Raw genomic sequence first — 13,049 nt, 5'->3', positions numbered from 1 at the left:
GTGGCCGCGCAGGAAGCCGCTGTGGACGCGATCACGAAGGACCCGGTCCCGGAAGGCACCGGGGACGGTGTCCGCGACCGTGAGATCGCGCTCGAACAGGAACACCTCGACCGGGTGTACCTCCGTCTGGAGGAGAAGATCCACGAGGCCGAGTTCCTCATGCACGACGCGGCGAAACTCGGCCAGGTCGGCACGCCCGGCGCGCTGGCCGAGCGCGACGCCCAGGTCTTCCGCGCGGGTGTCCACCTCAACCGGCTCCACAGCGAGTACGAGGACTTCCTCTTCGGCCGGATCGACCTGCTGCCCGGCAAGGACGGCAAGCGGGGCCCGGACGGCGCGTACACCTCGGTGGAGCCCGCCGACGACGCCGTACGCCCCGACAGCACCGCCGACATCGGGGAAACCCTGCACATCGGCCGGATGGGGGTGCTCGACGAGGAGTACGCCCCGCTGGTGATCGACTGGCGCGCGCCCGCCGCCGCGCCCTTCTACCGCTCGACCCCGGTGGCGCCCGGCCGGGTGGTACGACGGAGGGTCATCCGCTCCAAGGGGCGCCGGGTCCTCGGCGTGGAGGACGATCTGATGCGCCCCGAGCTGAGCGTCCGTCTCGGGGGCGCCCCTCTCCCGGTGATCGGCGACGGCGCGCTGATGGCCGCGCTCGGGCAGGCCCGCAGCCACAGCATGCGGGACATCGTCGCCTCCATCCAGGCGGAGCAGGACCTGGTGATCCGCGCGCCCGCCGCCTCGGTGACCTATGTGGAGGGCGGGCCCGGCACCGGCAAGACCGCGGTGGCGCTGCACCGGGCCGCGTATCTGCTGTACCAGGACCGCAGGCGGTACGCGGGCGGCATCCTGATCGTCTCGCCGACCCCGCTGCTCGTCGCGTACACCGAGGGTGTGCTGCCGTCGCTGGGCGAGGAGGGGCAGGTCGCGATCCGCGCGGTGGGCCATCTCGTCGACGGCGCGGAGGCCACCGTGTACGACGACCCCGCCGTGGCGCGGATCAAGGGCTCCTCGCGGATGGTGAAGGTGCTGCGGAAGGCGGCGAGGGGCGCGCTGGAGCGGCCGGGCGGCCGGGCGGCGCCCCCTTCGTCCCCTTCATCCCGTTCATCCTCCTCGTCCCTCGCACCGGCGGGTTCCGGGCGGCCGGGGCAGCTCGCCTTCGACGAGGAGCCCCCGGAGCCGGCCGCGGGGGTGCGTACGGATCTGCTGAGGGTGGTCGCCTTCGGCCGACGGCTGGAGCTGGAGGCCGGGGAGCTGGACCGGATCCGGCAGAGCGTCCTCGGCGGCACCGCGCCGGTCAATCTGCTGCGGCCCCGGGCCCGCAGACTGCTGCTGGACGCCCTGTGGGCCAAGTCCGGGGCCGTGAACCGGCATGCCGACCCCGAGCTGGCCGCCGAGCTGCGGTCCTCCTTCGACGAGGACGTCACGGCCGAGGACGGCTTCATCGACTTCCTGGACGCCTGGTGGCCCGAGCTGACTCCGCTCGGGGTGCTCACGGCGATGGCGGACGAGCGGCGGCTCGGGCGCTGGGCCCGGCGGGTGCTCACCCCGGGCGAGGCCCGGGCGCTGGCCCGCTCGCTGCGGAGGCTCGTCGGGGCGGGCGCGGGCCCGGCGGGCGGGGGACCCGTGGCGAGCGGCACCGGCCCGGCGGGCGGAACGGGGGAGGGCAGGGGCCCGGGAGAGCACCGTCCGTCGCTGTCCGTGCACGATGTGGCCCTCCTGGACGAGCTGGAGACGCTGCTCGGCACCCCGGCCCGCCCCCGGAAGAAGCGTGAGTTCGACCCGCTGGACCAGCTCACCGGCCTGGAGGAGCTGATGCCCCAGCGCCAGGAGACCCAGCGCGAGCGCGCCGAACGGCTGGCCGCCGAGCGCACCGAGTACGCCCATGTCATCGTCGACGAGGCCCAGGACCTCACCCCCATGCAGTGGCGGATGGTCGGCCGCCGGGGCCGTCATGCCACCTGGACGGTGGTGGGCGACCCTGCGCAGTCCTCGTGGCCGGAGCCCGCCGAGGCCGCCGAGGCACGTGACGAAGCTCTCGGCACCCGGCCGCGCCGCCGCTTCGAGCTGACGGTGAACTACCGCAATCCCGCCGAGATCGCCGAGCTGGCCGCCAGAGTCCTGGCGCTGGCGATGCCCGGTATGGAGTCCCCGTCCGCGGTCCGCTCCACGGGAGTCGTACCGCGCTTCACCGCCGTACGGGACGCGGGCCGGGACAAGGGCCGGGACGCGGGCCCGGACACGGGTCTCGGCCGGACGGTACGGGCCGAGGCCGAACGGCTGCTGGCCCGGGTGGACGGCACGGTCGGTGTGGTGGTGGCGATGGACCGGCGCGCGGAGGCCGCGCGGTGGCTCGACGGGCTCGGCGACCGGGTGGTGGCGCTGGGTTCGCTGGAGGCGAAGGGCCTGGAGTACGACGCGACCGTCGTCGTGTCCCCCGCGGAGATCGCCGGCGGTACGGCGGTCGGGCTGCGGGTGCTGTACGTGGCGCTGACCCGGGCGACCCGGGAGCTGACGGTCGTCTCGGACCGGCGTGACGCACCGGACGGGGACGGGGTGCCGGAGCTGCTGCGGGGCTGAGCGGCCCCTCGCTCGGTGCCCGGCGGCAGCTCCCGCGGTGGGGCGCGGGCCTGACGAGGAGTCAACCGGTGATGCGGGAATCACTTGCCGGGGTGGTTTGTTAGCCTGGGTGTGGCACCGGCTCGATCCAAGCCCCCGGGCCCAACCTTCGTCGCTTCGAGCGACCACTTGCCGCGAGGCGAGCATGGCGGGTCGGTGCCACTTGCAGTACCCGACGCAGGTCCGCGTCACCCCTGGGGTGACACGGGCCTGTTCTCGTTCCGGGACCCCGTCTCCACCGCGTTCATAGCATCTCGTATGGTGGAAAGGAGTTTCCGGAAACAATACGACCATTATTACCTGCTACCGGCAGGTAGGTGCGACCATCGGTAGGCGCCGCCGGGGCCTCTGGACTTCCAGGGCCCCGGCCCGCAGAGCGATGAAGCTAGGGAAAGCAGAGGAATCCGGCCATGGCAACGGCGCCAAGCGTCTCGTACTCGATGACGGTCAGGCTGGAGGTGCCCGCGAGCGGAACCGCGGTCTCCCAGCTCACCACGGCCGTGGAATCCTCCGGCGGATCCGTGACCGGTCTGGATGTCACCGCGTCCGGCCACGAGAAGCTGCGGATCGACGTCACCATCGCGGCGACCTCCACCGCCCACGCCGAGGAGATCGTCGAGGAACTGGCCCGGATCGAGGGCGTCGTCCTCGGCAAGGTCTCCGACCGTACGTTTCTGATGCACCTCGGCGGCAAGATTGAGATGCAGTCCAAGCACCCGATCCGCAACCGCGACGACCTCTCGATGGTCTACACCCCCGGGGTGGCGCGGGTCTGCATGGCCATCGCGGAGAACCCCGACGACGCCCGCCGGCTGACCATCAAGCGCAACTCCGTCGCCGTGGTCACCGACGGCTCCGCCGTCCTCGGCCTCGGCAATATCGGCCCCAAGGCCGCCCTGCCCGTCATGGAGGGCAAGGCGGCCCTGTTCAAGCGCTTTGCGGGCATCGACGCCTGGCCGCTGTGCCTGGACACCCAGGACACCGATGAGATCGTCGCGATCGTCAAGGCGATCGCGCCCGGTTTCGCCGGGATCAACCTGGAGGACATCTCCGCGCCCCGCTGCTTCGAGATCGAGGCACGGCTGCGCGAGGCCCTGGACATCCCCGTCTTCCACGACGACCAGCACGGCACCGCGATCGTCGTCCTGGCCGCCCTGACGAACGCGCTGCGGGTCGTCGGCAAGGCCGTCTCGGATGTACGGGTCGTGATGTCCGGTGCGGGCGCGGCCGGCACCGCGATCCTGAAACTGCTGATCGCGGCCGGTGTGAAGCATGCCGTCGTCGCCGATATCCACGGTGTCGTCCACGCGGGCCGGGAGGACCTCGCCGACCCCGCCACCGCGGGGCCCGCGCTGCGGTGGATCGCCGACAACACCAATCCCGAGGGTGTCACCGGCACGCTCAGGCAGGCCGTCGTCGGCGCCGACGTCTTCATCGGGGTCTCGGCGCCCAATCTCCTGGTGGAGGAGGACGTCTCCGCCATGGCGGAGGGCGCGATCGTCTTCGCACTCGCGAATCCCGACCCCGAGGTGGATCCCGCGGTCGCCCGCCGGACGGCCTCGGTCGTCGCCACGGGCCGCTCGGACTTCCCCAACCAGATCAACAACGTGCTGGTCTTCCCCGGTGTCTTCCGCGGCCTCCTGGACGCGCAGTCCCGGACCGTCAACACGGAGATGATGCTCGCGGCGGCCTCCGCGCTCGCCGAGACCGTCACCGAGGACGAGCTGAACCCGAACTACATCATTCCCTCGGTCTTCAACGACAAGGTCGCCGGGGCGGTCGCGGGAGCGGTCCGCAACGCCGCGAAGGCGGGCGGCCCGGCTGTGACGGGTCCCACGTCCCCGTGACCTACGGCGCGTCGCGGGTCGCGGGGCCCCCGGCGCCGATCTAGGGTGGCGGACCATGGCCCGGACGACTCCAGGCAGTCCCAGCCGAGTGGACGGAACGTCACCACGACGAGGCAGTGGCGCTTTTCGTGTGACTCGGGAGGGTGCCGGATTGGCGTTCCCGCCGTTGGTGGGGGCAGGATGCTTCCCCGAGGACCTGCGTCCCTGGGGAGATTCCACCGGACAGGGAGGTTCCGTTGGCGGACCCCGGTTCGGGGGACTGTCAGAGGGCCCTGGCAGCATCGGCTTCGATCTCACGCCTCACAGGCAAGAAGAAACACGGGAGTAAGAACATGAACCGCAGTGAGCTGGTGGCCGCCCTGGCCGACCGCGCCGAGGTGACCCGCAAGGACGCCGACGCCGTGCTGGCCGCCCTCGCCGAGACCGTCGGAGAGGTTGTCGCCAAGGGCGACGAGAAGGTCACCATCCCCGGCTTCCTGACCTTCGAGCGCACCCACCGTGCGGCTCGTACCGCGCGCAACCCCCAGACCGGCGACCCGATCCAGATCCCGGCCGGGTACAGCGTGAAGGTCTCGGCGGGCTCGAAGCTGAAGGAAGCGGCGAAGGGGAAGTAATCCTCTTGGGCTTCAGCCGTACCTAGTTGCCCGGGAACCCGGGAACCTGGGAACTCAGAAAATCAGGAACCCAGAAACTCAGGAACTCAGGAACAACGACAGGGGCGGCCACCCGAGTGTCATCGGGTGGCCGCCCCTGTGTGCTGCCGTCGTCCCGAACCACCGGGCCCTGGCCCTGGCCCAGGGCCGGACCCGGTTCCGGCGGCGGGGACGGCGTACGGTCCGTCCGGGGAGCGCGGGATCAGATGAGTCTGGCGGTGGGCAGCTCCACCTTCGCCCCCAGTTCCACGAGCTTCTCCATGAAGTTCTCGTAACCCCGGTTGATCAGGTCGATCCCGTGCACCCGGGAGGTCCCCTGCGCCGCCAGGGCCGCGATCAGATACGAGAACCCGCCCCGCAGGTCCGGAATCACCAGATCCGCGCCCTGGAGCTTCGTGGGGCCGGACACCACCGCCGAGTGCAGGAAGTTGCGCTGGCCGAAGCGGCAGTCGGAGCCGCCCAGGCACTCCCGGTACAGCTGGATGTGCGCGCCCATCTGATTGAGGGCGGAGGTGAAGCCGAGCCGGGACTCGTACACCGTCTCGTGCACGATGGACAGACCCGCCGCCTGGGTCAGCGCCACCACCAGCGGCTGCTGCCAGTCGGTCTGGAAGCCGGGGTGGACGTCCGTCTCCAGCGCGATCGCGTTCAGCGAGCCCCCGGGGTGCCAGAACCGGATGCCCTCGTCGTCGATCTCGAACGCGCCGCCGACCTTGCGATAGGTGTTCAGGAAGGTCATCATCGAGCGCTGCTGGGCGCCCCGCACATAGATGTTGCCCTCGGTCGCGAGCGCCGCGGATGCCCAGGAGGCCGCCTCCAGGCGGTCCGGGAGCGCCCGGTGCGTATAGCCGCCGAGGCGGTCGACGCCGGTGATGCGGATCGTCCGGTCGGTGTCCATGGAGATGATCGCGCCCATCTTCTGCAGTACGCAGATGAGGTCCTCGATCTCCGGCTCGACCGCCGCGTTGGACAGTTCGGTGACGCCGTCCGCGAGCACCGCGGTCAGCAGCACCTGCTCGGTGGAGCCCACCGAGGGGTACGGCAGCCGGATCTTGGTGCCGCGCAGCCGCTGCGGGGCCTCCAGATACTGGCCGTCCGCCCGCTTCTCGATCTTCGCGCCGAACTGGCGCAGTACGTCGAAGTGGAAGTCGATGGGCCGGCCGCCGATGTCACAGCCGCCGAGCCCGGGGATGAAGGCGTGGCCCAGCCGGTGCAGCAGCGGGCCGCAGAAGAGGATCGGGATGCGCGAGGAACCCGCGTGCGCGTCGATGTCGGCGACATTGGCGCTCTCGACGTGCGTCGGGTCCAGCACCAGCTCGCCGGGTTCGTCACCCGGACGGACCGTCACCCCGTGCAGCTGGAGCAGCCCCCGCACCACCCGGACATCGCGGATGTCGGGCACATTGCGCATTCTGCTCGGTTCGCTCCCCAGCAGAGCGGCGACCATCGCCTTCGGCACCAGGTTCTTGGCGCCTCGGACGCGGATCTCGCCCTCCAGCGGGGTTCCGCCGTGGACAAGCAGTACATCGTCTGTGCCGGTCATGAATCTCGCGTTCCGGAGTGGGGGCAGAGGGTCAGGGAAAAGGGTACGGGGCGCAGGGGGCCCTCTTGTAAGGGCGAGGGTGGTGCAGGAGCGTAATGATTCTGGTACAAGACCGCTCGGTCCGGCCGATTCCACACGGCTTCCCCCCTCCGCCGGGGCGGGGAGCGGCGCTCTGAGCTGCGCGGGGACCCCACTGTGCCGCTCCGCCCCCGCGGAGCGGGAAGATGCGGGATCATGTGTCGCATGACCGAGGTGTCCTCGCTCACAGGGCGGCTTCTCGTCGCCACACCCGCCCTCGCGGACCCGAACTTCGACCGGGCGGTGGTTCTGCTGCTCGACCACGACGACGAGGGCACGCTCGGCGTGGTCCTCAACCGGCCCACGCCCGTGGACGTCCGGGACATCCTGGAGTCCTGGGCCACGCTCGCCGGTGAGCCCGGCGTCGTCTTCCAGGGCGGTCCGGTCTCCCTGGACTCCGCGCTCGGCGTCGCCGTCATCCCCGGCGACGAGGGCCCGCTCGGCTGGCGGCGGGTGTACGGCGCGATCGGCCTGGTCGATCTGGAGGCACCGCCCGAGATCGTCGGCGCGGCCCTCGGCTCGCTGCGTATCTTCGCGGGGTACGCGGGCTGGGGCCCGGGCCAGCTGGAGAGCGAGCTCAACGAGGGCGCCTGGTATGTGGTCGAGTCCGAACCGGGCGATGTGTCCTCGCCCCGGCCGGAGCAACTGTGGCGGGCGGTCCTGCGCCGCCAGCGCAGTGAACTGGCCATGTTCGCGACCTACCCGGACGATCCCCTGCTGAACTGAGCCCCGGGATCGGGCCCGCCGCCGGGCACGACCAGACCGCTCTCGTACGCCACGATCACCAGCTGTGCCCGGTCGCGTGCGCCGAACTTGCCCAGCAGATGGCTGACATGGGTCTTCACCGTGGAGAGCCCGACGAAGAGCCGGCGGGCGATCTCCCCGTTGCTCAGCCCCCGGGCCACCAGTTCCAGCACCTCGCGCTCGCGGCCGGTGACCGAGCCGAGCCCGGTGGCGCCGGGCCGCGCCGGTCCCGGGCGGGCGGCGAACTCGGCGATCAGCCGGCGGGTCACGGCGGGGGCGATCAGGGCGTCGCCCGCGGCCACCACCCGTACGGCCGAGAGCAGTTCCGCGGGCGGGGTGTCCTTGAGGAGAAAGCCGCTGGCACCCGCGCGGAGCGCGCCGTACACATACTCGTCCAGGTCGAACATGGTGAGCATCAGCACCCGGGTGGCCGCCGTCCCGGGCGCGGAGCAGATCCGCCGGGTCGCCTCGATTCCGTCGGTGCCGGGCATCCGTACGTCCATCAGCACCACATCGGGGCGCGTGTCGAGCGCCAGCCGTACGGCCTCGTCGCCGTCGGCCGCCTCCCCGGCGGGGGCGAGCCCGGGCTCGGCCTCCACCAGGAGCCGCAGCGAGCCGCGGAGCAGGGCCTGATCATCGGCGACCAGGACACGGATCACCGGGCCGTCACCCCGCCGGGGACGTACGGCAGGGTGGCGCGGACCTCGAAGCCCCGCCCGCCGCGCGGACCGGCCGTGAACCTTCCGCCGTACAGCGCCACCCGCTCCCGCATCCCGGCGATGCCGTGGCCCTCCACCGGAGCGGCCGTCGCCGGCGGTCCGTCGTCGCTCACGGTGATCCACACCTCTCCGTCCGCGTCCTGCACCGACACCCGGCTCGCCGCGCCGGGCCCGGCGTGCCGCAGGACGTTGGTCAGCGCCTCCTGAACGATCCGGTACACCGTCAGTCCGACGCCCTCCGGCAGCCCGTCCAGTTTCCCCGTCCGCAGCTCGGCCCCGGCGCGCCGGGCGAGTTCCGGCAGGTCCTCCACCCCGGGGGCGGGACCGAGGGCGGCGGGCAGCCGCTCCCCGGACTGCGAGCGCAGGACGCCCAGCATCTGGCGCAGCTCGGTGAGCGCGCCCCGGCCGGTCGCCTCGATGACCCGCAGCGCGTCATGGGCCACATCGAGGTCGCCGGGCCGGGACCGTACGACGTGGTTGGCGACCCCGGCCTTCACCACGATGAGCCCCATCGAGTGGGTGATCACATCGTGCAGTTCCCGGGCGATCCGCAGCCGTTCCTCGGTGACGGCTCGCTGGGCGAGCTGCTCCGCGGTGCGTACGGCGAAGGCGCGCCGCTCCCGGGCCGCTCTGCCCAGCTCCCAGGCGCCGAGCAGCGCGCCGAAGCCGAGGAGGATCAGCCCGGGGCCGCCGGTCCACCAGAAGTTCCCCTCCCGGACGGGCCCGACCGCGAGCATCGCGCACAGTCCGAGCGCCAGGATCGCGAGCCCCGGCAGCCACCGCCGCCACCAGCGGTCCGTGCCGCTCTCGACGGCGACGGTGTAGAGCGCGAAGGCGGCCGGGACGAACGGATCGTGCACCGCGTCGAGCAGGACGGCCGCGCAGGTCGCGGCGAGCACCCAGCCGAAGACGGGCAGCGGCCAGAGCCGGCGTACCGCGGTCGGCAGGACCGTTGCGGCCACCATCACCATGAGCAGCCACGGGGGAGCGGCCGGGTCGCGGACGCTGTCCGCGGACCCGGTGGACGCGATCACGGCCAGATACGCGGCCACCGCGATCGCGTCCCGGGCCATCAGCCGTTTGCCGGGCTGTCGGTCGACGGTCATCCCCCGACCGTAGAGCCCGGACGGCACCGCGCGCCTCCGTCCCGGGACGGAGACGGGCCGCTCCCTCCCGGGCCCGATGCGCGGGCCCGGGAGGGCACGGGACGGTGCTGCCCATGACAGGCGTGCTCGATGTTTCCGATCTGACCAAACACCACGGGCGGACCACCGCCGTGGACAGCCTGACCTTCACGGTCCGGCCCGGCCGGGTGACCGGCTTCCTCGGACCCAACGGCGCGGGCAAGTCCTCCACGATGCGGATGATGCTCGGTCTGGACCGGCCCACGCGGGGCTCGGTGCTCTTCGACGGGGTGCCGTACGGGGAGCTGCGCCATCCGCTGCGGACGGCCGGGGCGCTGCTGGAGGCGAAGTCCGTGCACCCGGGACGCTCCGGCCGGGCCCATCTGCGGGCGCTCGCCCGTACCCACCGGATCCCCGGCGCACGTGTCGAGGAGGTGATCGAACTGACGGGTCTCACCGACTACGCGGGCCGCCGGGCGGGGACGTACTCGCTGGGCATGGGCCAGCGGCTGGGCATCGCGGCCGCGCTGCTCGGCGACCCCGGGGTGCTGCTGCTGGACGAGCCGGTGAACGGGCTCGACCCGGAGGGCATCGTGTGGATCCGTACGCTGATGCGGGAGTGGGCGCGGCAGGGGCGTACGGTCTTCGTCTCCTCGCATCTGATGGGGGAGGCGGCGCTCACCGTGGACCATGTGGTGGTCATCGGGGGCGGGCGGCTGCTGGCCGAGGGCGGTGTCCGGGAGATCACGGACGCGTATGCCCCGCCGGGGGGCTCGCTGGAGGAGGCGTTCATCCGGCTGACGACGGGTGGGGCGGGTGGGGTGGCCGGGGCGAGTGCGGCGGGTACGGCCGGGCCGCCGCCGGGGCCGCCGGGGCCGTCCGGACCTTTCGGGCCGTTCGGCGGGCCGGGATCGGTCGGCCCCGGACCCGGGGCCCCGCACTCCGGCGGTCCGGCCGGCCCGGCGGGGGGTGTCCGATGAGCGCCGGGGCGGCGGGGGCGGCGACGGTGCCCGGGCGGTCCGGCGGTCCGGGCCGGTTCACGGCCGGGTTCCGTGACGCGGCGGCGGCCGAATGGCTCAAGCTGCGCAGTCTGCGCTCGACCTGGTGGACGCTGGCGGCGACCTTCGTCCTCACGGTCGCCGTGGGCCTTCTCTACGGGACGACGATCGGGAACCATCCGGAGGACTACCGCAAGGACGTGTTCGACCCGGTGCTCATGGGCTTCGCCGGGGTCTCGATGAGCCAGATGGCGATCGTCTGCTTCGGGGTGATGGCGGTCAGCGGCGAGTACACGACCGGGACGATCCGGGCCTCCCTGACCGCCGTGCCGGACCGTACCGTCTTCTGGGCCGCCAAGGCGGCGGTGGTGGGAGCGGTGGCTCTCGCGGTGTCGCTGCCGACCGCGTTCGCGACCTTCTTCGCGGCGCAGACGTCGATGGGCTCGGAGCTGAACGCCGGGCTGGGCGATCCGGGCGCGCTGCGGGCCACCTTCGGTCTCGCGCTCCATCTGACCCTGCTGTGCCTGGTGTCGGCGGGGGTGGCGGCGGTCCTGCGCGGCACCGTCATCACGCTCGGCGTCCTCGTACCGCTGTTCTTCATCGTGGGGGACCTGCTGGCCAGCCTGCCGGGCGTCGGGCAGGTCGCCAGGTTTCTGCCGAACATCGCGGGCAGCCGGCTGATGTCGACCGTCCCGGATTCGAGAATCGGGTACGGGCCGGGGCCGGGGCTCCTGGTGATCCTGGCGTGGACCTGCGTGGCGCTCGCGTGCGGACTGGCCGCGCTGAGGCGGCGGGACGCGTGAGGCACGGCAGGGCACCGGGTGCCCGGGAAGCGGGCGCCCGTGGCACAGGTACCCTTGGAGTTCATGAGCACTCTTGAGCCCGAGCGCGGGACAGGGACGGGAACCCTCGTAGAGCCGACGCCGCAGGTGTCGCACGGCGACGGCGATCACGAGCGCTTCGCCCACTACGTCCAGAAGGACAAGATCATGGCGAGTGCCCTCGACGGCACTCCCGTGGTGGCGCTGTGCGGGAAGGTCTGGGTACCGGGGCGCGATCCCAAGAAGTATCCGGTCTGCCCGATGTGCAAGGAGATCTACGAGTCCATGGGCCCCGGCGGGGACAAGGGCGGCAAGGACAAGAAGTAACACTCCCCGGGAGGCCGGTGGTACCGGTCTTCCGGGGGTGGTGAACGGCCTTCGGGGCACGCGGCACAGCGTGCCCCGAAGGCCGTTTTGCGTGCTTTCGGCGGTCTCGTCGGGCGTTGCACAGGATGCTCCCGCCGGTCACAGAGTGGTAGAGACCACTTGTCTCAGTGTTTGAGCCGTTCTAGCCTCCTCCCTGTTGTGCATCACGAAACGCACGTTGCGCATTTTGCAACATGCCCATTCGCTACTCACAGGGATCGCCCATGAAGCTCCGCTCCCGAATAGCCGCCCCCGTCACCGCACTTGTCCTGGCCGGGCTCACCGCCACCGCCTGCGCGCCGGGGACCTCCGACACCAGCTCCTCGAAGGACGAGAAATCCGGCACGCTGCGGGTCTGGCTGTTCCAGGAGGTCAACAACGACCCGAAGAAGAAGGTCGTCGACGAGGCCATCGCCGCGTTCACCGAGGAGAACAAGGACGCGAAGGTCGAGGTCGAGTACATCCCGGTGGAGACCCGGGCCCAGCGGATCAAGGCCGCCTTCAACGACCCCAAGAGCGCCCCGGACGTGATCGAGTACGGCAACACCGACACCGCCGGCTACGTCAAGGACGGCGGTCTCGCCGACATCAGCAAGGAGTTCGGGGCCTGGGCCGAGTCCAAGGACACCGACCCGACCGCCACCCAGTCCGTCACCGTCGGCGGCAAGGTCTACGGCGCGCCCTTCTTCGTCGGCGTCCGCGCCCTGTACTACCGCACCGATGTCTTCAAGGAGCTGGGTCTGAAGCCCCCGGCGACCCAGGACGAGCTGATCTCCACAGCCAAGCAGATCCGCAAGGCCAAGCCCGAGCTGTACGGCATCGCCGTCGGCGGCGCCTACACCTACGGCGCGATGCCGTTCATCTGGGCCAACGGCGGCGAACTGGCCGACGAGTCCGGCACCGGCTACAAGTCGGCCATCAACAGCGAGGCCTCCCGCAAGGGCATCACCGCCTACACCTCCCTCTTCGGCGACGACAACTGTCCGGCCGCCAAGTGCGCCTCCATGGGCGGCAACGCGACCGTCACCGCCTTCGCCTCCGGCACCGCGGCCATGGCCATCGGCGGCGACTTCAGCCACCAGGCCGTCGAGGCGGGCAAGGTCAAGGGCAAGTACGCCGTCGTACCGCTGCCGGGCACCAAGGCGGGCGAGATCGCGCCGGCCTTCGCGGGCGGCAACAACATCGGCGTGCTCAAGAGCACCTCGCACCGCACGCTCGCGGTCGAGCTGACGAAGAAGTTCGCGGGCAAGGACACCCAGCGCCGGCTGTTCGACGCGATGGGCTTCCTGCCGACCTACACCGATGTGCGGGCCGAGGTCGCGAAGAAGGACCCGTTCGTCGAGCCGTTCGTCAAGACCCTCGGAGCCGGCACCAAGTTCGTGCCCGCCTCCGCCGGCTGGGGCCAGATCGACGCCTCCACCGTTCTGCCGACGATGTTCCAGGAGATCGTCAGTGGCAAGAAGAACGTGGCCGCGGCCTCGGACGACGCGGCGAAGAAGATGGACGCCGCCTTCTCCAGCGCGGGCTGACCGGG

General features: G+C 71.6%; 11 protein-coding genes. 8 read left to right on the top strand and 3 right to left on the bottom strand.

Translation table 11 applies throughout. The annotated features are described in order from the left end of the window. The first annotated feature begins 30 nt into the window (after window positions 1-30). The 3 genes from ACIBCM_RS18185 (at window position 31) to ACIBCM_RS18175 (ending at window position 5,083) form a co-directional block, all read left to right on the top strand. Window positions 31-2,583, top strand: a complete 2,553-nt coding sequence (locus ACIBCM_RS18185; RefSeq protein ID WP_399244422.1) for a HelD family protein — start codon at window positions 31-33, stop codon at window positions 2,581-2,583. 449 nt (window positions 2,584-3,032) lie between these two features. Beyond that, a complete protein-coding gene (locus ACIBCM_RS18180) occupies window positions 3,033-4,469 on the top strand; it encodes an NAD-dependent malic enzyme (protein WP_399244296.1) in 1,437 nt (478 codons plus the stop codon). Between the two features lie 332 nt (window positions 4,470-4,801). Continuing rightward, the gene (locus tag ACIBCM_RS18175; protein WP_004571953.1) at window positions 4,802-5,083 is read left to right on the top strand and encodes an HU family DNA-binding protein; all 282 of its coding nucleotides are present in this window, start codon (window positions 4,802-4,804) and stop codon (window positions 5,081-5,083) included. 241 nt (window positions 5,084-5,324) lie between these two features. Here the strand turns inward: ACIBCM_RS18175 and murA are convergent, their stop codons facing one another. Further along, window positions 5,325-6,665 (bottom strand): UDP-N-acetylglucosamine 1-carboxyvinyltransferase, encoded by a 1,341-nt coding sequence (gene murA, locus ACIBCM_RS18170; RefSeq protein WP_399244292.1) that lies wholly within the window; start codon window positions 6,663-6,665, stop codon window positions 5,325-5,327. 243 nt (window positions 6,666-6,908) lie between these two features. Here murA and ACIBCM_RS18165 point away from each other — a divergent pair, with 243 nt between their 5' ends. Continuing rightward, entirely contained in the window at window positions 6,909-7,469 is a 561-nt protein-coding gene (locus ACIBCM_RS18165; protein WP_399244290.1) for a YqgE/AlgH family protein, read from the top strand. Here ACIBCM_RS18165 and ACIBCM_RS18160 read toward each other — a convergent pair. Beyond that, window positions 7,442-8,146 carry a response regulator gene (locus ACIBCM_RS18160; RefSeq protein WP_399244287.1) on the bottom strand — a complete coding sequence of 235 codons (705 nt, stop codon included), beginning with the start codon at window positions 8,144-8,146 and terminating at the stop codon, window positions 7,442-7,444. The two genes, ACIBCM_RS18165 and ACIBCM_RS18160, sit on opposite strands and share 28 nt — an antisense overlap. Further along, window positions 8,143-9,312 carry a sensor histidine kinase gene (locus tag ACIBCM_RS18155; protein WP_399244285.1) on the bottom strand — a complete coding sequence of 390 codons (1,170 nt, stop codon included), beginning with the start codon at window positions 9,310-9,312 and terminating at the stop codon, window positions 8,143-8,145. The genes ACIBCM_RS18160 and ACIBCM_RS18155 overlap by 4 nt, the downstream gene beginning before the upstream one ends. Before the next feature lie 113 nt (window positions 9,313-9,425). Between ACIBCM_RS18155 and ACIBCM_RS18150 the strand changes: the two genes are divergently transcribed. The 4 genes from ACIBCM_RS18150 (at window position 9,426) to ACIBCM_RS18135 (ending at window position 13,044) form a co-directional block, all read left to right on the top strand. Beyond that, entirely contained in the window at window positions 9,426-10,310 is an 885-nt protein-coding gene (locus ACIBCM_RS18150) for an ABC transporter ATP-binding protein (protein ID WP_399244283.1), read from the top strand. Next, on the top strand, window positions 10,307-11,131 hold the full coding sequence (locus ACIBCM_RS18145; protein ID WP_399244281.1) for an ABC transporter permease: 825 nt from the start codon (window positions 10,307-10,309) through the stop codon (window positions 11,129-11,131). Before ACIBCM_RS18150 ends, ACIBCM_RS18145 begins: the two co-directional genes overlap by 4 nt. Window positions 11,132-11,194: 63 nt before the next feature. Further along, complete coding sequence (locus ACIBCM_RS18140; RefSeq protein ID WP_389269474.1) at window positions 11,195-11,476, top strand: DUF3039 domain-containing protein; 282 nt, start codon at window positions 11,195-11,197, stop codon at window positions 11,474-11,476. A 263-nt stretch (window positions 11,477-11,739) separates the two neighbouring features. Next, window positions 11,740-13,044: an extracellular solute-binding protein gene (locus ACIBCM_RS18135; RefSeq protein WP_399244278.1), complete on the top strand. Its 1,305-nt coding sequence runs from the start codon at window positions 11,740-11,742 to the stop codon at window positions 13,042-13,044. Window positions 13,045-13,049: the final 5 nt, after the last annotated feature.

Origin of the sequence: Streptomyces sp. NPDC051018, assembly GCF_044456085.1 — a bacterium.
Taxonomy (GTDB): domain Bacteria; phylum Actinomycetota; class Actinomycetes; order Streptomycetales; family Streptomycetaceae; genus Streptomyces.
This window is presented reverse-complemented; position numbering and strand designations above follow the sequence as displayed.

What these genes read in the sequence shown, in the direction of transcription:
- ACIBCM_RS18180 (WP_399244296.1), top strand. Translation starts at nt 3,033, where the DNA reads ATGGCAACGGCGCCAAGCGTCTCGTACTCGATGACGGTCAGGCTGGAG.
- ACIBCM_RS18140 (WP_389269474.1), top strand. Translation starts at nt 11,195, where the DNA reads ATGAGCACTCTTGAGCCCGAGCGCGGGACAGGGACGGGAACCCTCGTA.
- ACIBCM_RS18145 (WP_399244281.1), top strand. Translation starts at nt 10,307, where the DNA reads ATGAGCGCCGGGGCGGCGGGGGCGGCGACGGTGCCCGGGCGGTCCGGC.
- murA (WP_399244292.1), bottom strand. Translation starts at nt 6,665, where the DNA reads ATGACCGGCACAGACGATGTACTGCTTGTCCACGGCGGAACCCCGCTG.
- ACIBCM_RS18175 (WP_004571953.1), top strand. Translation starts at nt 4,802, where the DNA reads ATGAACCGCAGTGAGCTGGTGGCCGCCCTGGCCGACCGCGCCGAGGTG.
- ACIBCM_RS18135 (WP_399244278.1), top strand. Translation starts at nt 11,740, where the DNA reads ATGAAGCTCCGCTCCCGAATAGCCGCCCCCGTCACCGCACTTGTCCTG.
- ACIBCM_RS18165 (WP_399244290.1), top strand. Translation starts at nt 6,909, where the DNA reads ATGACCGAGGTGTCCTCGCTCACAGGGCGGCTTCTCGTCGCCACACCC.
- ACIBCM_RS18150 (WP_399244283.1), top strand. Translation starts at nt 9,426, where the DNA reads ATGACAGGCGTGCTCGATGTTTCCGATCTGACCAAACACCACGGGCGG.
- ACIBCM_RS18155 (WP_399244285.1), bottom strand. Translation starts at nt 9,312, where the DNA reads ATGACCGTCGACCGACAGCCCGGCAAACGGCTGATGGCCCGGGACGCG.